Source organism: Bradyrhizobium sp. CCBAU 53351 (assembly GCF_015291745.1).
Taxonomy (GTDB): domain Bacteria; phylum Pseudomonadota; class Alphaproteobacteria; order Rhizobiales; family Xanthobacteraceae; genus Bradyrhizobium.
The window spans coordinates 167,537-191,557 of the sequence record NZ_CP030059.1; the positions used below are offsets into that span (position 1 = coordinate 167,537).

The window sequence follows — 24,021 nt, forward strand, 5'->3', positions numbered from 1 at the left end:
TTCGCGCAGACGCTGTCTAACCCACCCTACGGCACCGCGCGTGGAGCGAGGTTTAGCCCGCCAGATCCAGCTTCGACGCCACGGTCGAATCCGCGTTGAGCCGGTAGATGATCGGCACGCCGGTCGCGAGCTCGCGCTTCAAAATGCCTTCGGGCGACAGCTTCTCCAGCACCATGATCAGCGCGCGCAGCGAATTGCCGTGGGCGGCAACCAGGGTGCGCTTGCCGTTGAGCACGCCGGGCAGGATCTCCTGCACGTAATAGGGCAGCGCGCGCGCGAGCGTGTCCTTCAGGCTTTCGCCGCCGGGCGGCGGCACGTCGTAGGAGCGGCGCCAGATCAGCACCTGATCCTCACCCCATTTCTTGCGGGCGTCGTCCTTGTTGAGGCCGGAGAGATCGCCGTAGTCGCGCTCGTTCAGCGCGAGGTTCTTCGAAGTCGGCAAGCCCTTCTGGCCGAGCTCGCCGAGGATGATATCGAGCGTGTGTTGCGCGCGCGTCAGCACCGAGGTGAAGGCCACGTCGAACACGAGACCCTGTGCCTTCAGCTTGCGGCCGGCTTCGGTAGCTTCCTTCACGCCGAGCTCGGTGAGGTCAGGATCCTTCCAGCCGGTGAACAGGTTCTTCAGATTCCATTCGCTCTGGCCGTGGCGCACGAGCACGAGAAGACGTTCGCTCATTGACTGCTTTCCGTTGCTTATTGTCGACTAGATATCGGCAAGGCCGAGCACGTCGGCCATGGAGTAATGCCCCGGCGCTTTGCCATGCGCCCACAGCGCCGCCTTCAGCGCGCCATGGGCGAACAGCATGCGGTCCTCGGCCTGATGCGTCAGCGTCAGGCGCTCGAACGGCCCGAGGAAGGTCACGCTGTGATCGCCGGCGACGGTGCCGCCGCGCAACGAGGCGAAGCCGATATTGCCAGGCCTGCGCGCGCCGGTGATACCGTCGCGGCCCCGCTCGGAATGCTCATCGAGCGTGACGCCGCGGCCACTGGCGGCGGCCTGGCCCAGCATCAGCGCCGTGCCGGAGGGTGCATCGACCTTCATGCGGTGATGGGTCTCGACGATCTCGATGTCGAAACCCTGGTCGAGCGCCTTGGCGACGCGCTTGACCACGGCGGCAAGCAAATTGACGCCCAGGCTCATATTGCCCGACTGCACCACGACGGCACGGTTGGTGACGCTCTTGATCACGGCGTTGTCGGAGCCCGACAGCCCGGTGGTGCCGACGACATGGACGATGCCGCGCTCGGCGGCGATCGCGACATTGGCGATGGTGGCGGCAGGGACGGTAAAATCGAGGATACCGTCGGCCTCCTTCGACATCGCCCAGAGATCGGCCGAGAGCTTGATGCCGTTGGCGGGCAGCCCTGCGAGCACCCCGGCATCCTTGCCGAGCAGCTCCGATCCCGGGGCCTCCAGCGCGCCGGCCAGCACCGCGCCTTTGCTCTCGGAAATCGCCCGCACCAGCGCGCGGCCCATCCGGCCGCCGGCTCCAGCAACAATCAAGCGCATGTCGGACATGGTGTGATCCTCTTCGCCGCCGTTGTAGCGGGGGGAGGCAGTTCCGGCAACCGAGGGGCTTGGGAGGCACGCGCTCGCTTACCCTCCCCTGGAGGGGAGGGTAAGTGAGATCGCGCCTCAGCCGTCCTGCGGCTGCGGGCCGTCATAGCCCTCGATGATGATGAGATCGGCGACCGAGTGCGGCTGGCGCACCTTGATGTTGGCCTGGTATTCCGGCGAATTGTAGCAGGCGATCGCGGTCTCGTAGTCGGGGAATTCGATCACGACGTTGCGGGTGCGGCTGGCGCCTTCGACGGTGGTGAACTTGCCGCCGCGGACGACGAAGCGGCCGCCCCATTTCTTGAAGATCGGACCGTTGGCGACGGCGTAGGGCTTGTAACCCTCGTCACTGCTCACGTCGACGCGCCCGATCCAGTAGCCCTTTGCCATTATTCTTCTCCCTGTGTTGTTGATCAGCCCAGCGCCTGCGCGATCTCGGCCTGAATGGCGTCTGCGATGGCCCTGGGATCAGCGGCTTCCACGACCGGACGCCCGACGACGAGATAATCGGCGCCGGCGGCGATCGCGCGGCCCGGCGTCATGATGCGCTTCTGGTCGCCGGTCGACGAGCCGGCGGGCCGGATGCCCGGTGTGACGAGGCACATCTGGTGGCCGACGATCTTGCGGAGCGCTGCAGCTTCCTCCGGCGAGGACACCAGCCCGTCGACGCCAAGCACCTGCGCCTGCTGCGCGCGCGCCTCGACCAGCTCGGAGACGCCGAGCCGGAAACCTGCCGCATGCAGATCGTCGTCGTTATAGGAGGTCAGCACCGTGACCGCGAGGATCTTCAGGCTCGAATTGCCGCGGCCCTCGACCGCGCCCTTCATGGTCTGCGGATAGGCGTGCACGGTCAGGAAGGTGGCGCCGAGCCTGGTGATGCTCTCGACGCCTTGCGTCACGGTGTTGCCGATGTCGTGCAGCTTGAGATCGAGAAAGACCTTCTTGCCCTTGTCGGCGAGCTTGCCGACCAGCGGCAATCCGCCGGCATAAGCGAGGCGATAGCCGATCTTGTAGAAGGTGACGCTGTCGCCGAGACGGTTGATCGTCGCCTCCGCGGCATCGACGCTGGGCAGATCGAGCGCGACGATCAGGCGGTCTTTTGGAGCGATCTCGGCTGGCGTCATGTCACCTCACATCATGCGTTGGGAAATGTCGATCAATTGCGCGACGAGCTCCTTCAACGCGGCGATGTCGCCCTCGTTCTTGAGCCTGTCCATATCGTCATAGGCCTGGTCGGCAAAGCCGAGCGTGAGCTGACTGGCAATCACATTGGCGTGGCAGGAGGTCAGGATCAGCCGCAGCGCCTGCAGTGCGCGCGCCGCGCCGAGCCGGCTCTGTGACGCCCCGGCAAGCGCGAAGGCGCGGTTGCGAAACACGTCGCCGCGCGCCTCATTCAGCTCGTGCACGCGGCTGACCCAGTCGATCGCGTTCTTGAGCAGCGGCGGCACCGAGGCGTTGTATTCGGGCGTGACGAACAGCACGCCATGATGCGCGCCTATCATGCGCTTGAGGTTGATCGCGTGCTTGGGCACGCCGGATTTGGCCTGGAGATCGCCGTCATAGATCGGCAGCGGAAAATCGGCGAGCGAGATGCGGGTGACATCGACGCCGGCCCGGGCAAATTCATAGGCGATGACCGCCGCCAGCTTCGCGTTGTGCGAGCCGGTGCGCAGCGAGCCGGGAATGACCAGGATTTTCGGTGCGGACATCCACTTCCATACGTTCGGCGAAACGAGCCCGCCGCGCATAGAAGGAAGCCGGCGGGATTAGTCCTTGCGATACACCCAGACGCGGGCCGGCGGAAGGTTCATCCAGATCCGTTCCGAAGCCTCTGTGGACACGCCGGGCAGCGATTTCGGGATCGGCGGCACCACCGCATAGGTGAACTGGACGAAGGGCGCGCCGGGCGCCAGCGCCGTGAAGGCATCGCGGATCAGCCGCAGCCGCGTCAGCATCGGCTTTGTCACGAGCGGCAGGCCGGAGACGACCGCGCTGGCCGGCGCGCTCAGCACGTTCCAGAGCGTGTCGCGCAGGCGATAGGCATCGCCCTGCACCACCTTGGCCTGCGGATAGCGGTCGCGCAGCAGCGCGCAGAAGCCGGGATTGTATTCGACGAGAACGAGACGCTTCTGGTCGACGCCGCGCTCGACCAGCGCGGAGGTGATGGCACCGGTGCCGGGCCCGAGCTCGACCACTGGCGCGTCCGAATCGACATCGACGTAATGGGCCATGGTCCGGGCCAACAGCTTGCCCGACGGCATCACCGCACCCATGTGCAGCGGCTTTTCGATCCACGATCTGAGAAAGCGCACCTCGTCGTCGAGACGAGGCTTCTTCAACGCACGCGCGGACGATGGCAATGGCATGTCTGGACCGGACGGGACCGCAGGACCGCGGCGTGTCAGAAAATGGTCATAAAGACGTATAGGCCGAAGGCGGTACGGTCAAGCCGAGTCAACTCGCCCGATTACCGAAGAAATCCTTGACCTTGGCGAAGAAACCCTCGGATTCCGGCTGGGTGTTGCCGCTTGACAGCCTTTCGAACTCGGCCAGCAATTCCTGCTGCTTCTTGGTGAGGTTCTGCGGGGTCTCGACCACGACCTGAACATACATGTCGCCCATCTGGCGCGACCGCAGCACCGGCATGCCTTTTGATGCAATGCGGAATCGGCGGTTGGACTGGGTCCCGGCCGGCACCTTCACCTTGGCCTTGCTGTTCTCGATGGTCGGCACCTCGAATTCGCCGCCGAGGGCGGCCGTCACCATCGAGATCGGCACACGGCAATGCAGATCGGCGCCGTCGCGCTGGAAGAACTGGTGCTGGGCCAGCGACAGGAAGATGTAGAGGTCGCCGGGCGGACCGCCGCGGACTCCCGCTTCGCCTTCGCCGGCGAGCCTGATCCTGGTGCCGTCCTCGACGCCGGGGGGAATGTTGACCGACAGATTGCGCTCGCGGGTGACGCGGCCCTGGCCCGAGCAGGACGGGCAGGCATCCTCGATCATCTGGCCGCGGCCCTGGCAGCCCGGACAGGTCCGCTCCAACGTGAAGAAGCCCTGCGATTGCCGCACGCGGCCGGCGCCGCCACAGGTCGAGCAGGTCTTCGGCTTGGTTCCGGCCTTGGCGCCGATGCCCGAGCAGGCCTCGCAGGTGACCGAGACCGGAATCTCGATCTGCGCGGTCTTGCCGCCAAAGGCTTCCTCGAGCGTGATTTCCATGTTGTAGCGCAGGTCGGCGCCGCGCTCGCGGCCGCCGCGGCCGCGCTGCCCGGCCATGCCGAACAAATCTTCGAAAATGTCGGAGAAAGAGGACGCGAAGCCCGCACCGAACCCGGCGCCGCCACCGCCCTGCTCGAAAGCGGCATGACCGTAGCGGTCATAGGCGGCGCGCTTGTCCTTGTCTTTCAGAACCTCGTAGGCCTCGTTGATTTCCTTGAACTTGACTTCGCTGGTGTCGTCCCCGGGATTACGGTCGGGGTGGAACTTCATCGCCAGCTTGCGAAACGACGATTTCAGCTTGCCTTCGTCGGCATCACGTTCGACTTCGAGAGTCTCGTAGTAGCAGCGCTTGGTGGACGTGGACATGATGAGCTCGGTCTATCCAATCGCGAATCAAGTCGGAGCGAAACGATGCCGCTGCGCGACGACATAAGCGCCCTTCCGCCTCGCGACGGAAGCCGGCACGGCGGCGTTCAGCATAACAGCTGGGAATTGATCGATCGTTGCGGGTATCGGTCCCGCTGAGCCCGACACCGTGGCCTCCCCCGCGAGGGAGGAGGCCTTTGGTGCGTGTGGGGTCCAAGCCGTCCGCATCATCACCCTCTTGGGGCTTAAGCGGACTTCTTGTTGTTCTTGTCGTCGTCGACCTCGGTGAATTCCGCGTCGACGACGTCGTCCTTGGCCGCGTCCTTCTTGGCATCGGCCTCGGCCTGCTGCTTGTACATGGCCTCGCCGAGCTTCATCGAAGCCTGGGCCAGCGTCTGGGTCTTGGCCTTGATCGCCTCGGCATCGTCGCCCTTCAGCGCTTCCTTGAGGTCGCCGACGGCGTCCTCGATCGCGCGGCGCTCGGTCTCGCCGACCTTCGAGCCGTGCTCGGCCAAAGCCTTCTCGGTCGAATGCACCAGACCATCCGCCTCGTTCTTGGCGGTGACGGCCTCGCGGCGCTTCTTGTCCGCCTCGGCATTGGCCTCGGCGTCCTTGACCATCTTCTCGATGTCGGCTTCCGACAGGCCGCCGGAGGCCTGGATGCGGATCTGCTGCTCCTTGCCGGTGGCCTTGTCCTTGGCCGACACGTTGACGATGCCGTTGGCGTCGATGTCGAAGGTCACCTCGATCTGCGGCATGCCGCGCGGAGCCGGCGGAATGCCCATCAGGTCGAACTGACCGAGCATCTTGTTGTCGGCCGCCATTTCACGCTCGCCCTGGAAGACGCGGATGGTGACCGCGTTCTGGTTGTCTTCGGCGGTCGAGAACACCTGGCTCTTCTTGGTCGGGATCGTGGTGTTGCGGTCGATGATGCGGGTGAACACGCCACCCAGCGTCTCGATGCCCAGCGACAGCGGGGTCACGTCCAGCAGCAGCACGTCCTTGACGTCGCCCTGAAGCACGCCGGCCTGGATCGCAGCGCCGATCGCCACGACTTCGTCCGGGTTGACGCCCTTGTGCGGCTCCTTGCCGAACAGCTGCTTGACGACTTCCTGGACCTTCGGCATGCGCGACATGCCGCCGACCAGAACGACTTCGCCGATCTCACCGGCGGTGACGCCGGCATCCTTCAGCGCCTTGCGGCAGGGCTCGACGGTCTTCTGGACGAGGTCGTCGACCAGCGCCTCGAACTTGGCGCGGGTGAGCTTCATCGTCAGATGCTTCGGACCGGTCTGGTCTGCGGTGATGAACGGCAGGTTGATCTCGGTCTGCGTCGTCGAGGACAGCTCGATCTTGGCCTTTTCAGCGGCTTCCTTCAGGCGCTGCAACGCGAGCTTGTCGTTGCGCAGGTTGATGCCCTGCTCCTTCTGGAATTCGTCGGCGAGATAGCCGACCAGGCGCATGTCGAAGTCTTCGCCGCCGAGGAAGGTGTCGCCGTTGGTCGACTTCACCTCGAACACGCCGTCGCCGATCTCGAGGATCGAGATATCGAACGTGCCGCCGCCGAGATCGTACACCGCGATCGTGCCGGTCTTGGTCTTGTCGAGACCGTAGGCGAGCGCGGCCGCAGTCGGCTCGTTGATGATGCGCAGCACTTCGAGGCCCGCGATCTTGCCGGCGTCCTTGGTCGCCTGACGCTGGGCGTCGTTGAAGTAGGCGGGAACGGTGATGACGGCCTGATCGACCTTCTGGCCGAGATGGGCTTCCGCGGTCTCCTTCATCTTCTGCAGGATGAACGCCGAGACCTGCGAGGGCGAGTAGGTCTGGCCGTCGGCCTCGACCCAGGCATCGCCGTTGGACGCCTTCACGATCTTGTAGGGGACGAGCTTCTTGTCCTTCTCGACCATCGGGTCGTCGTAGCGGCGGCCGATGAGGCGCTTCACTGCGAAGAAGGTGCGCTCGGGATTGGTGACGGCCTGGCGCTTGGCCGGCTGGCCGACGAGGCGCTCACCGTCATCCGTGACGGCGACGATCGAAGGCGTCGTCCGCATGCCTTCGGAATTCTCGATGACTTTGGCGTTCTTGCCATCCATCACGGCGACGCACGAATTCGTGGTGCCGAGGTCGATCCCAATGACCTTTCCCATGGTCCTGATATCCTTCTTTTTGCGGCAGGTTGGCTGGGCCCAGAAGGCACCCGAACCGAAACCCCCTAAGATCAAACATTCGCGATATTGCGATGGTTGAGGCTCATATAGGAGGGGGGGAGGGGCCCGCAAGGACCGAACGCAAGTTTGAGCCGTGAAAACATTGGGTTTTGGAAGATCATATCCGGGCTCCACCGCCCTTGCGGGTGAGGAATCATTAACAGGTTCAGGCATCAGCAAGCCCCCGCTACCGCGAGCCCCGCCCGCCCTGTTGCCTCGGGCCCAAACCCGGTAAAAGGCGGGCCGGCCGGGCAGCCGCCACAGCTGCTCCGCGCGACAAAGCGGCCCGGTGGCCGACCATCGAACGGCCTCAATGTGAACCAATCAGAGTGCCCATGAAGCTGATCCGCCCCCTCGCCGCGCTCGCCCTTCTCGCCGCCTCCGCGCTTCCGGCCCTCGCCGCCGACGCCGTGTTTCCACCCGGCCTGCGCCTCGGCATGGTGCCGCTGGTCGGCCTCAACACCGCAAAAACCTTTCCGGGCTTCGAGAGTGAGGATGGCAGCGTCAAGGTGCTGATCACCGAGCTGCCGCCGGCTGCCTACGGCGAGGTCGTGAGCGCCTTCAATGCCAATCCGGCCGGAACGAACGGCGTCAAGCAGGACAAGGTCGAGACCCCCGCGGGTCTGGCCTATTTCACCACCGAAAGCGGCAAGGCCGGCGACACCCCGGTGAAGCGCTATTCGATGATCGTGCCGGGCGCCGGCTTCTCCGGCTATGTCGCGGTGCAGGTCCCCGAGAACGCGACCAAGATCTACACCGACGAGGCGGTGCGCCAGATGTTCGCGAGCGCAACCACGCGCAAGCAAGTCTCGGCGGAAGAGCAGATCGCACTGATGCCGTTCAAGATCACCGATCTCGCCGACTTCAAGGACATCCGCACGCTGGCGCCGGGCAGCAGCATCATCCTGGCCGACGGCGACGAGAGCACGGGCTATGAATCGAAGCCGTTCATGATCCTCGGCGTGATCGGCGCCACCCCGCAAGCCGCCGACGACCGCGCCCGCTTCGCCCAGGAGGCCGCGCTCCAGATCCCCGGCGTGCGCGAATCCCGTGTCACGATGTCGGAGCCGATCCGCATCAACGGCCAGCAGGGCTTCGAGACCCGGATCGACGGCGTCAGCGGCAAGGACAAGACGCCGGTGACCGTGGTGCAGTGGATCCGCTTCTCGAGCGGCGGCGCTTCGCTGCGCATCATCGCCAGCGCTCCGCGCGACCAGTGGCAAGCAGCTTTCACCCGCTTCCGCGCCGTGCGCGACGGGATCCAGCCGAAGGGCTGAAGCGCGACGGCCGCGCAAAACACTTGCTGTCATCCCCCGCATTCGCAGGGTCGACAGCGAGGTTGGGGCTGCACGCCCAACCCCTCACCAACACCGGCTGCATTTTCGGGCTTCTGTTCGCTGCCGCGCAGAACTAGGCTTCGCTCCGTTGGATCATCCTGAGGGGAGGCGAACAATGCTGGATCGACGACAAGTCTTGGCAATGCTTGGAACGACGGCGCTGGCGACTCTCGCGCCGACCGCACTGCTTGCAGCGGCATCGATCAAGCCGGACGAGACCTCGGCGCTGCTCGTGATCGACGTACAGAACTGCTTCCTGCCGGGCGGAAGCCTCGCCGTGAAGGAGGGCGAGCAGGTGGTGCCTGTCATCAACAAGATCTCGAAGGCGTTTGCGAACGTGGTGATGACGCAGGACTGGCACACGCCGGGCCACGTCTCGTTTGCCTCAGTCCATTCCGGCAAGAAGCCGTTCGAGACCGTCGACCTTCCCTACGGCAAGCAGGTGCTGTGGCCTGATCATTGCGTGCAGGGCACCGACGGCGCGGCGCTGTCCAAGGATCTCGCGATCCCGCACGCCGAGCTCATCATCCGCAAGGGCTTTCACAAGGACGTCGACAGCTATTCGGCCTTCCTCGAAGCCGACGGCAAGACCTCGACCGGCCTCGCCGGATATTTGAAGGGGCGCAAGATCAAGCGCGTCTTCGTCGCTGGCCTGGCGACGGATTTCTGCGTGGCCTGGACGGCGCTCGACGCGCGCAAGGCGGGCTTCGAAGTCTATGTGGTGGAAGACGCCTGCCGCGGCATCGACACGCAGGGCTCGCTCGTAAAGGCCTGGGCCGACATGGCCAAGGCCGGCGTGAAGCGGATTCAGTCTGCGGATATCGCGGTGGGGGCCTAGGCGTTTCGCGTCGTCATTCCGGGGCGGCTCGAAGTGCCGAACCCGGAATCTCGAGATCCTCCGGTGCGCAGTGCGCACTGGAGTTCGATGCTGCGCATCGCCCCGGAATGACAACCCAACTCAGTTCGGCGCGCCGCTCGATTCGTTGTTGTTCGCGGCGGGCGCGGGCTTCGCACCGCCCTTGGCGACGCCGACCAAGGCCGGACGCAGCACGCGATCGCCGATGGTGTAGCCGGCCTGCATGATCTGGACCACGGTGCCAGAGGGCACCGACGGATCGGGCACTTCGTACATCGCCTGGTGGAAATTCGGGTCGAACTTCTGGCCCTGCGGATCGAGCTTCTTCACGCCGTGCTTTTCCAGCGCGTTGAGCAGCGACCGCTCGGTGAGCTCGACGCCCTCGATCAGCGAGATCAGGCCGGGATCCGCCGCGGCGCGAGCCTCGGGTGGAACGGCATCGAGCGCGCGCTGGAGATTGTCGGCGATGTCGAGCACGTCGCGGGCAAAGCCGGTAATGCCGTAGAGGCGGGCGTCGGCGACTTCCTTGGTGGTGCGCTTGCGCAAATTCTCCATCTCGGCCAGCGTCCGCAGCGTGCGATCGCGCGCCTCGGCGACTTCCTTCTGCAGGCTCTCGACCGAGCCTGGCTCGGGATCGTCGGGCATGATGTAGGGCTTCGACACCACGGGCTCGCCAGTCGGCGCGGCCGCGTCTTCGGGTTGCCGGTCTCGATCGGTCATCGGCTCTTATCTCGAACTCGTTTCCAGGGATTGTTGGTCCGGATATCGTGCTTTGAGCCGCGAAAATCAAGCGGCCGTGATCGGATCGAACCCGATCAGCCCCCCAATAGGCGGCTGACGATGCGAGCGGCGTAGTCCACAGTCGGGATCACGCGGGCATAATTCAGCCGCGTCGGCCCGATCACGCCCAGGACACCGACGATGTGGCCGGCGGCATCCCGATAGGGCGAGATGATGGTGGAAGACCCCGACAGCGAAAACAGCTTGTTCTCGCTGCCGATGAAGATACGCACGCCCTCGGCCGTCTCGGCCCGGCCGAGCAGATCGATCACGCCGCGCTTGGTCTCGAGGTCGTCGAACAGCAGGCGGACCCGCTCCAGATCCTCCAGCGCGTGCAAATCCTCCAGCAGATTGGCGTGGCCGCGCACGATGAGCTGGCGGTCCTCGTTCTCGCCGCCGGACCAGCTGGCGATCCCGGCGGAAATCACCTTCTGTGCCAGCTGATCGAGCTCGGCGCGGGCCTCGCCCAACGCCGTCTCGAGCTCGAGCCGCGCTTCCGCCAGGGTCCGGCCGCGGATTCGCGCATTGAGGAAATTGCCGGCTTCGGTGATCGCCGAGGAGGGAACTCCGGGCGGCAGCGTCAGCACCCGGTTCTCGACCTGGCCGTCCTCACCGACGAGGATGACCAGCGCTTTCTCCGGTTCCAGACGGACGAATTCAATGTGCTTCAGCCGCGCATTGGATTTTGGCGTCAGCACCACCGCGGCGGCCCGGGTCAAGCCGGACAGCCGCGTCAGCGCCTGGTCCAGCGCGGCCTCGACCGAGTGGGCCTGACCGACGGATGTGAGCTGGCTCTGGATCGACTGCCGCTCGGCCTCGTTGAGGTCGCCGACCTGCATCAGGGCGTCGACGAAGAAACGCAGGCCGAGTTCCGTCGGCAGCCGGCCGGCGGAGGTGTGCGGCGCATAGATCAGGCCGAGCTGTTCCAGGTCGGCCATGACGTTGCGGACCGAGGCCGGCGACAGCGGCATCGCGATCAGGCGCGAGATATTGCGCGAGCCCACGGGCTCACCGGTCGCGAGATAACTTTCTACAATTTGACGAAAAATGTCGCGGGAACGCTCGTTGAGCTGGGCAAGGCCTGCGCGCGGCGCGATCAGATGGATCGGATCGTGATGGGCCACAGACTGTAACTCCTCTCAGATACTCATAATTTGTCTATCCCCGAGGCGTCTGACAAGCGTGGCGTTTGCGGACCCGGAATCAGGGCAGGAATCGAGAGAGGAATCGAGGGAGAAATCGGGGGATGAATAAGCCCTTGCCGCCCACCCTCACCCCACCTACAAGCACCGCCAACAGCCTTATCCCGTGAATTTTGGAGGATTTCCCATGCGGCCAAGCCGCCGTGCGCCCGATGAATTGCGCCCCGTGACGCTGGAGCGCGGCGTGGTCAAATATGCGGAAGGCTCGTGCCTGGTGAAGTTCGGCGACACCCATGTGCTCGTCACCGCCACGCTGGAAGACCGACTGCCGCCGTGGCTGAAGGGCCAGGGCCGCGGCTGGGTCACCGCCGAATACGGCATGCTGCCGCGCGCAACCTCCGAACGCACCCGCCGCGAGGCCGCCGCCGGCAAGCAGAGCGGCCGTACCGTCGAGATCCAGCGCCTGATCGGCCGCTCGCTCCGCACCATCGTCGACCTCGAAGCACTCGGCGAGCGCCAGATCACGGTCGATTGCGACGTGCTGCAGGCCGACGGCGGCACGCGCACCGCCTCGATCACCGGCGCCTGGGTCGCACTGGCCGATTGCGTCAACTGGATGAAGGCGCGCAACATGATCAAGGCCAATGTCATGCGCGACAACGTCGCCGCGATCTCCTGCGGTATCTATAACGGCACGCCGGTGCTTGATCTCGACTATGCCGAGGATTCGGAAGCCCAGACCGACGCCAATTTCGTCATGACCGGCGATGGCCGCATCATCGAGGTGCAGGGCACCGCGGAACGCGAACCGTTCACGCAGGACGAGTTCCTGAAGCTGATGGCCCTGGCGCAGAAAGGCATCGCGCGTCTGGTGGACTTGCAGAAACTGGCCGTAGCGTAGTCAATAAGCCATGCACCGCCGAATCACCGGAAAGCTGGTCATCGCCACCCACAATCCCGGCAAGCTCGCCGAGATGCGGGAGCTGCTCGCGCCCCACGGCGTCGAGGCGGTGTCGGCCGGTGAGCTCGGCCTCGCCGAGCCGGAGGAGACCGGCAACGATTTCCGCAGCAATGCCGCGATCAAGGCGATCGCGGCGGCCCAGGCGACCAGGCTTCCTGCTTTCGCCGACGATTCCGGCATCGTGGTCGACGCGCTCGACGGTGCGCCCGGCATCTACAGCGCGCGCTGGGCCGGCCCGGCCAAGGACTTCAACGCCGCGATGGCGCAGATCGAGCGCCTGCTGCAGGAGCGCGGCGCCACCACACCGGACAAGCGCAAGGCACATTTCGTCTCGGCACTCTGCGTGGCCTGGCCGGACGATCATCTCGAAGAGGTCGAGGCGCGCGTCGACGGCACGCTGGTCTGGCCGCCGCGGGGCACCGCCGGTTTCGGCTACGATCCGATGTTCTTGCCCGACGGCCACGACCGCACCTTCGGCGAGATGGAGAGCATCGAGAAGCACGGCCTGCCGCCGCTCGGTCTCGGCCTGTCGCACCGTGCCCGCGCCTTCGTGAAACTGGCGGAGATCTGCCTTGAGCCGCGCTAACGAAGCTTTTGGCGTCTACGTGCACTGGCCGTTCTGCCTGTCGAAATGTCCTTATTGCGACTTCAACAGTCATGTCCGCCACGCCCCGATCGACGAGGTGCGCTTCGCTTCCGCCTTCGCGCGCGAAATCGCAGCGACCGCCGAGCGCGCGCCCGGCCGCGAGGTCACCTCGATCTTCCTTGGCGGCGGCACACCGTCGCTGATGCAGCCCGCGACCGTCGGCGCGGTGCTCGATGCGATCGGCAAGCACTGGAGCGTGGCAGGCGACGTCGAAGTCACGCTCGAAGCCAATCCCACCAGCGTCGAAGCCACGCGCTTTGCCGGCTATCGCACCGCCGGCGTGAATCGTGTCTCACTCGGCGTGCAGGCGCTCGACGATGCCTCGCTCAAGGCGCTGGGCCGGCTGCACAGCGCGCGCGAGGCGCTCGATGCCGTCGCCATCGCGCGACGCTCGTTCGACCGTTACTCATTCGACCTGATCTATGCCCGCCCCGACCAGACGCCGGCGATGTGGGCCGATGAACTGCGTCTCGCCATCGATGAAGCGGCCGAGCATCTGTCGCTTTATCAATTGACGATCGAGGAAGGCACGCCGTTCTTCGGCCTGCACCAGGCCGGCAAATTGAAGACGCCGGATGAGGCGGTCGCGCGCGCGCTCTACGACGTCACGCAGGAAACCTGCGACAAGCTCGGCCTGCCCGCGTACGAGATTTCAAATCACGCGCGGCACGGCGCCGAGTGCCGGCACAATCTCGTGTATTGGCGCGGCGAGGAATATGCCGGCATCGGCCCCGGCGCGCACGGCCGCCTCGACATCGACGGCGTCAGGCATGCGACCGCCACCGAGAAGCGTCCCGAAGCCTGGCTGATGCGGGTCGAGACCAACGGCCATGGCGTCGTCACCGACGATCTCCTCAACAGCGAGGAGCGCGCAGACGAATTTTTGCTGATGGGGTTGCGGCTTGCCGAAGGCATCGATCCCGAGCGCTACAGAACCCTTTCCGGCCGCCGGCTCGATCCCAAACGCATCGCGCTGCTGCGCGAGGAAGGCGCGATCATTGTGGATCCGACGGGACGGCTGCGCGTGACCAGCAGCGGATTTCCGGTGCTCGATGCAGTGGTCGCGGATCTCGCGGCGTAGCGAGCTACGCCCCAAAGCTCTTCGGCGAACCCGCGACAGCAACGCCGCCGCCTTGCGTCACCTTCATTACCGCGAGCCCGCGCTCATTGGTGCCGTCGGCGCGGAAACGGAACAGGCCGTCGATGCCGGCGAAACCCGAGGGGTTGGTGAGCACGTCGGGCGAGAAGCGCGTGGTGCCCTGCGTGCGCGCGAGCGCGGCAACGAGGGCGACGGCGTCATAGGCCAGCGTCGCGGTGCGGATCGGCTCGGCGCCGTATTTGGTGCGGTAGCGGCCCGAGAAGGCGCGAAAACCGGCCGGATCGGGCGCGGCGTAGAGGCCGCCTTGCAGGCTCGCATTGGCATAGACCCGCGGATTGTCCCACAGGCCGGTGCCGAGCAGCTGGATGTTGCGCAGGTTCGCGCCCGCGGCGGTCATCGCATCGGCGACCGTCACCACGGCATCGCCGTCATCGGCAATGAACAGCGCGTCCGCACTGCCGAGCTGCTGCGCCACGGTGCGCGCCGGCGTGGCGCGATCGGCGCCGTATTTCTCGAAGGCGACGATGCGTCCGCCGCGGCGCGGCACCGCCGCCTTCACCGCGGCCTCGACGACATTGCCATAGGCGTTGTCGGGCACCAGCACGGCGACGGAGCGCTTTCCGATGCCGGCGGAATATTCAACGATGCGGTTGACGTCGGATTCCGGCAGGAAGGAGAGCAGATAGACGCCGCGACCGGCAATGCTGGAATCGGTCGAGAACGCGATCACCGAGATGCCGCGCGTGCGCGCGATCTGCGCCACCGCCGGCACCGACTGCGCGAACAGCGGTCCGAGGATGATCTCGGCGCCCTCGTCGACGGCCTGCTGCGCACTCGCCTGTGCGCCTTGCGGGCTGCCATTGTCGTCCTTGATCAGCAGCTGAATGTTCGGGTTCTGGAACTCGGCCAGCGCCATCTCGGCAGCGTTGCGCATGGATTGCGCGGCCAGGCCCGCATTGCCGGCCGCCGACAGCGGCAGGATCACGGCGACCTTCACGCCGCCGGTGCCGGCGGTGGTCGCCTGCTGCGGGGGACCTGCCGGCTGGGCGGGCGGCGCCGAGCTCGAGAACGGGTTGGAGAACTGGCTGAGACTCTGCTGCACGCCGGCGCAGGCCGACAGCAGGGGCGCGCCAAGCAACAGGCCGAGCGCGCTCCGGCGGGTCGCCCCTGACATCGGGGGCCCCTGGACGGGAGACTTCAAATCGCGCGGGCCCACCATGGCAGCTTCTCTTCTGACCAGCGATCGCCAGCCGGTCACAACACTCGTCCCGCGACTAAGGCCGCGGATTCAGGCATATTGTCGGCAAATAGTTAACTAAAACAAAAGGATAATGATCGCTTAACGCGGCCGCACCCCAAAGTCCTGGCTAGCTGTCCACCGTCCGTCATCCAGCATCAAGGCGGCGTTTTCGCCGTGAATATGACGCTGATGCTTCATTCCCTTCGAATGTGATGCCTGTCGGATCACATTCCAGTCCTTCCTCACCCCTCACCTCGGTACGATCTTTTTCCAGGAGCTGGTTCCAAGCCCTGCGGATCGTGCCTAAGTTGACTTCATTATGCGCGCAAAGCCGGCCCCGATAAATACGCCTGAAGCCCAAGACGCCGCCTCGCGCGGCTTCTCCATTGATGCCCATCGGCTCCCGGCGCCGAAGGCGGCACCGGGCCTCCATCTGGTCGCAACCCCGATCGGCAATCTCGGCGATATCACGCTGCGGGCGCTGCAGACGCTGGCCGGCGTCGATGTCATCGCCTGCGAGGACACCCGCATCACCCGGCGCCTCACCGAGCGCTACGCCATCACCGCGCAGCTCAAGCAATATCATGAGCACAACGCCGAGGCCGCCCGGCCCAAAATCCTGGAGGCGCTTGCGGCGGGCGGCTCGGTCGCGCTGGTCTCGGACGCCGGCACGCCCTTGATCTCCGATCCCGGCTTCAAGCTCGTGCGCGAGGTCTGCGCCGCGGGCCACGCCGTCTATGCGCTGCCCGGGCCGTCCTCGGTGCTGGCGGCGCTGTCGGTCGCGGCGCTGCCGACCGACCGGTTCTTCTTCGAGGGTTTTCTGCCGGCGAAATCCGCCGCGCGCCGCGCCCGCCTGACCGAGCTCGCCCGCATCGACGCGACGCTGGTGATGTTCGACTCCGGCAACCGGGTGCAGGACACGCTCGCCGAGCTCGCCGAGATCATGGGCACACGCGAGGCCGCGATCTGCCGCGAGCTGACCAAGCTGCATGAGGAGATCTCGCGGGGAAAGCTGACCGAGCTGGCCCGCGATGCCGACGGGCTGGAGACGCGCGGCGAATTCGTGCTGGTGATCGCGCCGCCGGCTGATGACGCCGAGGTGCTGACACCGGATGCGCTGGACGAGCTCCTGCGCGAGCAGCTGGCCGCGCACAGCGTCAAGGACGCGGTGGCGCATGCGGTCGCGCTCTCAGGCCGGCCGCGCCGCGAGGTCTATGCCCGCGCGCTCGAGCTCGCAAAAGATTTGCGGGGCGGCAATGGCGAAGGCTGAGACGCCGAGGGAACCCAAGGTCGCCTCGCCCGAGCGCATCGCCGCGTTCCGCACCGGCATCTCCGCGGAAAGCCGCGCCACCGCCTATCTCATGGCCAAGGGCTACCGCATCCTCGCCAAACGCTACCGCACGCCGCATGGTGAGATCGACATCGTCGCGCGCCGCCGCAACTTGATCGCTTTCGTCGAGGTCAAGGCACGCGCCAGCCTCGACGATGCCGCCTTCGCCGTGACGCCGCGCCAGCAGCAGCGCATCATCGACGCCGCGCAAGGCTGGCTCGTGGCGCATCCCGAGCATGCCGAATTCGAATTGCGATTCGACGCCATGCTGATTGCGCCGCGCTCACTTCCGCGCCATGTGTTGGCGGCATTCGACGCCTCGACCTGAAAGGCAGACCATGAAACTGAACGTCGCCGTCCAGATGGACCCCATCGCCCGCATCAACATCAAGGGCGATTCCACCTTCGCGCTGCTCCTGGAGGCGCAGAAGCGCGGCCATGGCCTGTCCTATTACACGCCGGACAAGCTCTCGATGGTCGGCGAGGAGATCGTCGCGCCGGTTCAGCTCCTGACCGTGCGCGACGAGCCCGGCGATCATTTCACCCTCGGCGAGCCCCGGCGCGAAGCGCTCAACGGTTTCGACGTGGTGCTGCTGCGCCAGGATCCGCCGTTCGATCTCGCCTACATCACCTCGACGCACATGCTCGAGCGCATCCATCCGAAGACGCTTGTCGTCAACGATCCCGCCTCGGTGCGCAACGCGCCGGAAAAGCTGTTCGTGATGAACTTTCCGCAGCTGATGCCGCCGACGCTGATCTCGCGCGACTTAGATGAGATCAACGCGTTTCGCGACAAGCATGGTGCCGTCGTGATGAAGCCACTGCACGGCCATGGCGGCGCGGCGGTGTTCCGCGTGATGCCGCAGGACATGAATTTCGGCTCGCTGTTCGACATGTTCTCGGTGACGTTCCGGGAGCCGTGGGTGATCCAGCAGTTCATCCCCGAGGTGAAGCACGGCGACAAGCGCATCATCCTGGTCAATGGTGAATTCGCGGGCGCGGTGAACCGGGTGCCGGCCGCCGATGACCTCCGCTCCAACATGGTGCGCGGCGGCGCGGCGCAGGAGACCGAGCTCACCCCGCGCGAGCGCGAGATCTGCGCCACGGTCGGCCCGGCCTTGCGCGAGCGCGGCCTGTTGTTCGTCGGCATCGACGTCATCAACGGCAACCTCACCGAGATCAACGTGACCTCGCCCACGGGTATCCGCGCGATTGCGCGGCTCGGCGGCCCGGATGTCGCGGCGAAGATCTGGGACGTGATCGAAGAGAAGCGGAAGAAGTGAATCTTACTGGAGAGCCCGCACTCTCTCTCCACGCCGTCCCCTCACTAACCACCCGTTCACCATGACGCGCTCCCGCTCGTGCGAACGCACGAGTGCGCTTACGTGAATCTACGGGGTCGCTGGCCGACCGGCTAACGGGACGTTCACCATCTGCCGAAAGACCCCGGCGTGACCGGCGGGCGCGTTCGGCCTCGCAAGACCCCTTATACTTTTACTCCCTACTCATCGACACGGGGGACCCGCCAGGTGCGGTTCGAGTGCCCCGCGTATGAGTAAAGCGTATGAACACCGCACGCATTGTCGTTCTCGTCATCGCGTTGGCCGCCGGCGGCGTCGCTGCCTATCTGGCGAGCGGCTATCAGAATGCCCCCGCGCCCGTTGCGGCCGTCGCCGAGAAGCTGCCGACGGTCGAAGTCCTCATCGCCAAGAACGACATCCAGCTCGGCCAGGCGCTCAAGCCCGACGATCTGCAATGGCAGACCTGGCCGGCGGCGACTGCGAGCAGCGCCTTCATCCGCCGTGACAGCAGGCCCGAGGCCGCGAGCCAGATCGCCGGCTCGATCGCGCGCGTCCCGCTGATGCAGGGCGAGCCGATCCGCGAGCAGAAGCTGGTCAAGGCCGAAGGCTCCGGCTTCATGGCCGCGATCCTGCCCTCCGGCATGCGCGCCGTTTCAACCGAGATTTCAGCCGAAACCGGCGCCGGCGGCTTCATCCTGCCGAACGACCGCGTCGACATCGTGCTGACCCGCCGCCTGAAGAATCCCGATACCAACGGCCCGACCGGCGGCAACGACCTCATCCTGTCCGAGGTCATCCTGACCAATATCCGCGTGCTCGCGATCGACCAGGCGCCGAAGGAGAAGGACGGTCAGAACGCGGTGGTCGGCAAGACCGTCACGCTCGAGCTCAAGCCCGACCAGGTCGCCACGCTGTCGGCCGCGCGCCAGGGCGGCACGCTGCAGCTTGCGCTGCGGAGCATCGTCGATGCCAACGCGACGGAAGTCACGGTCGAGGACCAGGGAGCCAAGCGCTCCGGAGGCGTCAACGTCATCCGCTACGGCGTGCAAACGCGGCAACTGACGTCACAGAAGTGATGGGGACATGATGAAGTACGGGGACAATCGGACGGGCGCGTGCATTCGGGGGAAGCGCGCACGCTCGTTCTGGACGGGGGTGGTGCTGGTGCTGGGGCTGCTCGCAGCCCCCGACTGCGTCAGGGCAGCGGACGCGCCGGTCGGCGACCAGGCACCGATGCAGGCGCCGGATCTCGGCGTGTCGCCGGTCGCGACGATGGCGTCGGCGCGGACGCGTTTTCTCTCGCTCGGTATCGGCAAATCCGTCGTCATCGACCTGCCCCGCGAGGTCAAGGACGTGCTGGTTGCCGATCCCAAGATCGCCAACGCGGTCATCCGCTCGGCTCAGCGCGCCTATATCATCGGCGGTCAGGTCGGCCAGACCAACGTCGTGTTCTTCGCCGCCGACGGCCAGCAGGTCGCCTCCTACGACATCGCGGTGAAGCGCGATCTCAACGGCATGCGCGCGGCCCTGCGCCAGTCGCTGCCGGGCGTGCAGATCGAAGGTGTCGGCGACAGCGTGATGCTGACCGGTTCGGTGTCGAGCCCGGTCGAGGCGCAGCAGGCCGGCGACGTCGCCGCAAAGCTGGTCGGCGGATCGGACAAGGTCGTCAACAACATCGTCGTGCGCGGCCGCGACCAGGTGATGCTCAAGGTCGTCGTCGGCGAAGTGCGCCGCGACATCGTCAAGCAGCTCGGCGTCGATCTCAGCGCCAGCCTGAACGCCGGCACGGCGGTGGTGAATTTCAACAATTCCAACCCGTTCTCGGTCTCGGGCGGGCCGATCGTCGGCAGCAACGGGCTCGGCGTCGCCGGGCTCGCCAAGGGCATCGCCACCGTCAGCGCCACCATGCGCGCGATGGAAAGTGCCGGTGTCATGCGCACGCTGGCCGAACCGAGCCTGACGGCGATCTCGGGCGAATCCGCCACTTTCGTTGCCGGCGGCGAATTCCCGATTCCCGGAGGCTATGCCTGCGATCCGGTCACTCACGTCTGCACCACCCAGGTCACCTACAAGAAGTTCGGCATCTCGCTGAACTTCACCCCGGTCGTGCTCAGCGAAGGCCGTATCAGCCTGCGCGTGATGACCGAGGTCTCGGAGCTGTCGAACACCAACTCGATCACCTTGACCCAGGCGGTGTCCTCGACCTCGAGCAATTCGATCACCATTCCCTCGATCCAGACCCGCCGCGCCGAGACCACACTGGAAATTCCCTCGGGCGGCTCGATGGCGATGGCCGGCCTGATCCAGCAGCAGACCAAGCAGGCAATCAACGGACTGCCTGGCGTCGACCAGGTACCGATCATCGGCGCGCTGTTCCGCAGCCAGGACTTCGTCAACAACGAGACCGAGCTGATGGTGATCGTCACGCCCTATGTGGTGCGCGCAGTCGCCCAGAAGGAATTGTCACGGCCCGACGACGGCTTTGCGCCGGCCTCGGACGCACAAAGGGCGCTGCTCGGCCGGGTCAATCGCCTCTACGGCGTCGCGGGCCCTGTCGATCCGGTCGCCGGCACGCCCGGGGATTTCGGGTTCATCATCGACTGAGACGAACGGTCTGGGGATCGGGGCAAGGAACGGGGCAAGAGGGGACCAGGCGATGACGACAACATCAGCCGATCGACGTCGCGGCTTTGGGATCGTGCTGGCACTGACGGGCCTGTCCGTCATGCTCGGTGCCTGCAACACCACCGGCGACATCGTCACCCAGACGGTCCCGACCGATTACCGCCAGCGTCACCCGATCGCGGTGCAGGAGGGCAAGAAGTCGATCGTGATCTTCGTCGGCAAGGCGCGGGGCGGCCTCTCTGCCCCGCAGCATTCGGATGTCGCGGGCATTGCGCGGGACTGGGTGCGCGAAGGCACCGGCTCGGTCGTCGTCGACGTTCCCGTCGACAGCGCGAATTCGCGCGCGGCGGCCGCGACCTATCAGGAGATCCGCTCTGTGCTCGCATCCGGCGGCGTGCCGTCGCGTGCCATCGTGCAGCATCCCTATCGCCCTGAAGATCCCGGGCTGCTGCCCACGATTCGCCTGAGCTATTCCAGGATGGCCGCGGTGGCCGGCCCCTGCGGGCTGTGGCCGGAAGACGTCGGGCCCAACATCCTCGACCCCGGCTACAACGAGAACCGGCCCTTTTTCAATCTCGGCTGCGCCAGCCAGCGCAACCTCGCGGCAATGATCGACAACCCCGCCGATCTCGAGCAGCCACGATCCGAGACGCCGGCCTATACCGCGCGGCGCGACATCGCGTTCGAGCGCTATCGCAAGGGCACGGCGATCTCGACTCCCAATCCCGACGCCGACAAGGCAAAGCTGAGCGACACAGGCAAATGACGGGCATCCACGACGAAGAAGCGGACGATTCGCTACATCCCGAGGAACACATCGCGCCGGTTCCTCGCATCTCGGTGCAGGCCTTTTGCGAGACCGAGCAGACGCTCAAGGCGGTGACCGCGGCCGGTCAGGACCGCCGGCTTGCCAAGGCGCATCTCACCGCCAAGGACGGCGGCCTTGCCGCGGCGATCGAAGTCTATGAGTCGATGCCGACGCCGAACGTGATCGTGATCGAATCCGACGGCACGCGCGACATTCTCGAGGGATTGGACGACCTCGCCGGCGTCTGCGACCCCGGCACCCGCGTGGTGGTGATCGGCAATCCCAACGACACGGCGCCCTATCGCGAGCTGGTGCGCCGCGGCGTCAACGACTATGTGGTCGGACCGGTCGAGACCCTCGACGTCGTCCGCTCGATCTGCAGCCTGTTCTCGGCCTCCGAGACCATCATCACCGGCCGCGTCATCGCAGTGGTCGGCGCCAAGGGCGGCGTGGGCGCGTCCACCGTTGCGCATAACGTGGCCTGGACCATCGCCCGTGACCTGTCGCTCGATTCGGTCGTGATCGACCTCGACCTCGCCTTCGGCACCGCGGGCCTCGATTACAACCAGGATCCGGTGCAGGGCATCGCCAATGCGGTGCTGTCGCAGGACCGGCCGGATACGGCGCTGATGGAGCGCCTGCTCGCCAAATGCACCGAGCGCCTCAGCCTGCTCGCTGCGCCGGCGACCCTCGACCGCGTCTACGATTTCGGCGCCGAAGCCTTCGACGCCGTGTTCGACACGCTGCGCATGACCACGCCCTGCATCGTGCTCGACGTCCCCCATCAATGGTCCGGCTGGACGCGGCGCGCGCTGGTGAACGCCGACGACATCGTCATCGTCGCCGAGCCCGATCTTGCGAACCTGCGCAACACCAAGAACATGCTGAGCGTGCTGAAAGCGGCGCGACCAAACGACCGGCCGCCACTGTACTGCCTCAACCAGGTCGGCATGCACAAGCGCGCGGAGATCGACGTCAAGGCCTTCGCCAAAACCATGGAGAGCCAGCCGATCGCGGTGATCCCGTTCGATTCGAAGCTGTTCTCGACCGCGGCCAATAACGGCCAGATGATCGCGGAAGTCTCCAAGAACCACCGCACCACCGAGCTGTTTCAGAACATGGCGAACCGCCTCGCGGGCCGCGGCGAGGTGAAGAAGCCGAAGCGCTCGTTGCTCGAGCCGCTGCTGAAGAAGCTGAAGGGCCGGTCGGGCCGCCCATCGGCCCCGCATCGCAAGGCCTCGTAGGCAAGAAGGCCGGGCTACTTCTCGGCCCGCTGCTGCTGCTTCTTCGCCAGAAGCTGGCGCAGCGCCGTGACCTTTTCCGCCGCCTGATCCGGCGGCAAATCCGCCTTGACGAGGATTTCAGCCTCGGCCTGGCGTCCCTGCAATCCCAGCACGAGGGCGAGGTTGGCACGGATCCGCACATCTTTCTGATTGCGCTGATGGGCGCGGCCGAGCACCTGTTCGGCCCGCGGCAACTTGTTCTGCAGCATGTAGGACAGGCCGAGATTGGACAGAACCTGCGGCTCATCAGGCACGATCTTCAGCGCGCTTGCGTAATATTGCTGCGCCTCTTCATTGCGGCCGAGCTGATCGAGCGCGGCGCCCTGCGCCGATAATATCCGCCAGTCGGGATCTTCAGGCGTATGCGCGCGGCTGAGGACGTCGAAGGCCTGCTGAAAATTGCCGCTGTCGGCGAGCGCACGGCCATAGCCGGCGAGCAGCGCCTTGTTGCTGGGATGGGCGAGCACGGCCTGCTCCAGCACCGCAACCGCCTGCGCGCGCTGGCCGGTGTCGCGCAGCGCCTTGCCGTATTCGAGCGCAATGGCGGGATCGCTGGGCTTGGCGCGGTAACGCTCGCGAAGCGCGTCCATCTCCGGCCTGGCGTCGGCTTTGGCGGCGGATTCCTGCTTGCCGCCGAGCGCCCCGGTGACGTCCTCGATGCCAGTGGTCTGACAGCCGCCGAGGCCGAGCACCAGGAGGGCGGGAAGTAGCAATCTCGCCGGGGAGAAGGCGAGGGACGAACGCTTGGACATACTCTGATCACTCGGCAACTGATCAGAGATGCTTACCGATTAACGCTAAAGTCCCGTTAAGGACGAGGGGCCCTTGCGTCTCAATCGGTGAATTCAGCGCCGAACTCGCAGCCGATGCGCCAGCGCAGCCGGCACTGCCGGGAATAGTCGGGCGCGAAGATGATGGTGAATTGCGGCGGCACTTCCAGAAACTCCGCCACGACCTTCACGCCGCCATCCGAGATATCCGTGATCGTGCAGTCCCGCGGCAGCGAGCCCGCGCCAAAATGGATCTTGGCGAGCCGGCTGCACACCCGACGTTCGCTTCTCCGGCGATTTGCAAGCATTTGAATTGTTCACCCGTTAGACCACGGCCCATCCCGCAGCCCTAGGAGTAACGGACATTCGTTGGAATGTGCTGAGGGGAGAAGCTCGCATTTGAGGTGGTGTGTCGGTCCGGCGTTTACGATCGGTTAGGGGTTGCTCGCCCTCCTCGAATGTTCCTGTATTGTTCTTGCGGAGAGGACCAAGCTCT

General features: G+C 65.7%; 25 protein-coding genes. 12 read left to right on the forward strand and 13 right to left on the reverse strand.

What is annotated here, in order from left to right; all coding sequences use genetic code 11:
* Positions 1–52: 52 nt before the first annotated feature.
* The 8 genes from XH83_RS00795 to dnaK form a co-directional block, all read right to left on the reverse strand.
* Entirely contained in the window at positions 53–676 is a 624-nt protein-coding gene (locus XH83_RS00795; RefSeq protein ID WP_194405228.1) for a 2,3-bisphosphoglycerate-dependent phosphoglycerate mutase, read from the reverse strand.
* 27 nt (positions 677–703) lie between these two features.
* The gene (gene dapB / locus XH83_RS00800; protein ID WP_194405229.1) at positions 704–1,519 is read right to left on the reverse strand and encodes a 4-hydroxy-tetrahydrodipicolinate reductase; all 816 of its coding nucleotides are present in this window, start codon (positions 1,517–1,519) and stop codon (positions 704–706) included.
* A 117-nt stretch (positions 1,520–1,636) separates the two neighbouring features.
* Entirely contained in the window at positions 1,637–1,948 is a 312-nt protein-coding gene (locus tag XH83_RS00805; protein ID WP_194405230.1) for a DUF1330 domain-containing protein, read from the reverse strand.
* 23 nt (positions 1,949–1,971) lie between these two features.
* The gene (gene pyrF, locus XH83_RS00810; protein ID WP_194405231.1) at positions 1,972–2,682 is read right to left on the reverse strand and encodes an orotidine-5'-phosphate decarboxylase; all 711 of its coding nucleotides are present in this window, start codon (positions 2,680–2,682) and stop codon (positions 1,972–1,974) included.
* A gap of 6 nt (positions 2,683–2,688) precedes the next feature.
* Positions 2,689–3,267 (reverse strand): NADPH-dependent FMN reductase, encoded by a 579-nt coding sequence (locus XH83_RS00815; RefSeq protein WP_194405232.1) that lies wholly within the window; start codon positions 3,265–3,267, stop codon positions 2,689–2,691.
* A 57-nt stretch (positions 3,268–3,324) separates the two neighbouring features.
* Positions 3,325–3,924, reverse strand: coding sequence for a class I SAM-dependent methyltransferase (locus XH83_RS00820; protein ID WP_027534962.1), 600 nt, complete (start codon positions 3,922–3,924; stop codon positions 3,325–3,327).
* Positions 3,925–4,012: 88 nt separating this feature from the next.
* Positions 4,013–5,140, reverse strand: a complete 1,128-nt coding sequence (gene dnaJ / locus XH83_RS00825) for a molecular chaperone DnaJ (protein ID WP_194405233.1) — start codon at positions 5,138–5,140, stop codon at positions 4,013–4,015.
* Between the two features lie 245 nt (positions 5,141–5,385).
* Positions 5,386–7,287: a molecular chaperone DnaK gene (dnaK, locus tag XH83_RS00830; RefSeq protein ID WP_092251376.1), complete on the reverse strand. Its 1,902-nt coding sequence runs from the start codon at positions 7,285–7,287 to the stop codon at positions 5,386–5,388.
* 395 nt (positions 7,288–7,682) lie between these two features.
* On the opposite strand from dnaK, the gene XH83_RS00835 reads away from it, so the two are divergent.
* Positions 7,683–8,624, forward strand: a complete 942-nt coding sequence (locus XH83_RS00835) for a hypothetical protein (RefSeq protein ID WP_194405234.1) — start codon at positions 7,683–7,685, stop codon at positions 8,622–8,624.
* 175 nt (positions 8,625–8,799) lie between these two features.
* A complete protein-coding gene (gene pncA, locus XH83_RS00840; protein WP_194405235.1) occupies positions 8,800–9,522 on the forward strand; it encodes a bifunctional nicotinamidase/pyrazinamidase in 723 nt (240 codons plus the stop codon).
* A 120-nt stretch (positions 9,523–9,642) separates the two neighbouring features.
* On the opposite strand, the gene grpE is transcribed toward pncA, so the two are convergent.
* A complete protein-coding gene (grpE, locus tag XH83_RS00845; RefSeq protein WP_194405236.1) occupies positions 9,643–10,260 on the reverse strand; it encodes a nucleotide exchange factor GrpE in 618 nt (205 codons plus the stop codon).
* A gap of 95 nt (positions 10,261–10,355) precedes the next feature.
* Complete coding sequence (gene hrcA, locus XH83_RS00850) at positions 10,356–11,444, reverse strand: heat-inducible transcriptional repressor HrcA (protein ID WP_063198796.1); 1,089 nt, start codon at positions 11,442–11,444, stop codon at positions 10,356–10,358.
* A 205-nt stretch (positions 11,445–11,649) separates the two neighbouring features.
* On the opposite strand from hrcA, the gene rph reads away from it, so the two are divergent.
* Genes rph through hemW form a run of 3 tightly spaced genes read left to right on the forward strand, consistent with a single transcriptional unit; the run spans position 11,650 to position 14,150 of the window.
* Entirely contained in the window at positions 11,650–12,363 is a 714-nt protein-coding gene (rph, locus tag XH83_RS00855) for a ribonuclease PH (RefSeq protein WP_194405237.1), read from the forward strand.
* Between the two features lie 10 nt (positions 12,364–12,373).
* A complete protein-coding gene (gene rdgB / locus XH83_RS00860) occupies positions 12,374–13,009 on the forward strand; it encodes an RdgB/HAM1 family non-canonical purine NTP pyrophosphatase (protein ID WP_194405238.1) in 636 nt (211 codons plus the stop codon).
* Positions 12,996–14,150 (forward strand): radical SAM family heme chaperone HemW, encoded by a 1,155-nt coding sequence (hemW, locus tag XH83_RS00865; RefSeq protein ID WP_194405239.1) that lies wholly within the window; start codon positions 12,996–12,998, stop codon positions 14,148–14,150. The genes rdgB and hemW overlap by 14 nt, the downstream gene beginning before the upstream one ends.
* A gap of 4 nt (positions 14,151–14,154) precedes the next feature.
* Here hemW and XH83_RS00870 read toward each other — a convergent pair whose 3' ends face one another.
* Positions 14,155–15,387 carry a penicillin-binding protein activator gene (locus tag XH83_RS00870; RefSeq protein WP_194405240.1) on the reverse strand — a complete coding sequence of 411 codons (1,233 nt, stop codon included), beginning with the start codon at positions 15,385–15,387 and terminating at the stop codon, positions 14,155–14,157.
* 340 nt (positions 15,388–15,727) lie between these two features.
* Here XH83_RS00870 and rsmI point away from each other — a divergent pair, with 340 nt between their 5' ends.
* From rsmI to XH83_RS00905, 7 genes are all read left to right on the forward strand, one after another.
* Positions 15,728–16,678 carry a 16S rRNA (cytidine(1402)-2'-O)-methyltransferase gene (rsmI, locus tag XH83_RS00875; protein WP_194405241.1) on the forward strand — a complete coding sequence of 317 codons (951 nt, stop codon included), beginning with the start codon at positions 15,728–15,730 and terminating at the stop codon, positions 16,676–16,678.
* Complete coding sequence (locus XH83_RS00880; RefSeq protein ID WP_194405242.1) at positions 16,665–17,066, forward strand: YraN family protein; 402 nt, start codon at positions 16,665–16,667, stop codon at positions 17,064–17,066. Before rsmI ends, XH83_RS00880 begins: the two co-directional genes overlap by 14 nt.
* Positions 17,067–17,076: 10 nt before the next feature.
* On the forward strand, positions 17,077–18,021 hold the full coding sequence (gene gshB, locus XH83_RS00885; RefSeq protein WP_194405243.1) for a glutathione synthase: 945 nt from the start codon (positions 17,077–17,079) through the stop codon (positions 18,019–18,021).
* 281 nt (positions 18,022–18,302) lie between these two features.
* Entirely contained in the window at positions 18,303–19,115 is an 813-nt protein-coding gene (gene cpaB, locus XH83_RS00890) for a Flp pilus assembly protein CpaB (protein ID WP_194405244.1), read from the forward strand.
* A 10-nt stretch (positions 19,116–19,125) separates the two neighbouring features.
* Positions 19,126–20,643: a type II and III secretion system protein family protein gene (locus tag XH83_RS00895; protein ID WP_194408120.1), complete on the forward strand. Its 1,518-nt coding sequence runs from the start codon at positions 19,126–19,128 to the stop codon at positions 20,641–20,643.
* Positions 20,644–20,695: 52 nt separating this feature from the next.
* Complete coding sequence (locus XH83_RS00900) at positions 20,696–21,430, forward strand: CpaD family pilus assembly protein (RefSeq protein WP_194405245.1); 735 nt, start codon at positions 20,696–20,698, stop codon at positions 21,428–21,430.
* Positions 21,427–22,716, forward strand: a complete 1,290-nt coding sequence (locus tag XH83_RS00905) for an AAA family ATPase (protein ID WP_194405246.1) — start codon at positions 21,427–21,429, stop codon at positions 22,714–22,716. Before XH83_RS00900 ends, XH83_RS00905 begins: the two co-directional genes overlap by 4 nt.
* A 14-nt stretch (positions 22,717–22,730) precedes the next feature.
* On the opposite strand, the gene XH83_RS00910 is transcribed toward XH83_RS00905, so the two are convergent.
* Together XH83_RS00910 and XH83_RS00915 are read right to left on the reverse strand one after the other, a co-directional pair.
* The gene (locus tag XH83_RS00910; protein ID WP_194405247.1) at positions 22,731–23,507 is read right to left on the reverse strand and encodes a tetratricopeptide repeat protein; all 777 of its coding nucleotides are present in this window, start codon (positions 23,505–23,507) and stop codon (positions 22,731–22,733) included.
* A gap of 80 nt (positions 23,508–23,587) precedes the next feature.
* Positions 23,588–23,833, reverse strand: a complete 246-nt coding sequence (locus XH83_RS00915) for a PilZ domain-containing protein (protein ID WP_011083489.1) — start codon at positions 23,831–23,833, stop codon at positions 23,588–23,590.
* Between the last annotated feature and the right edge of the window lie 188 nt (positions 23,834–24,021).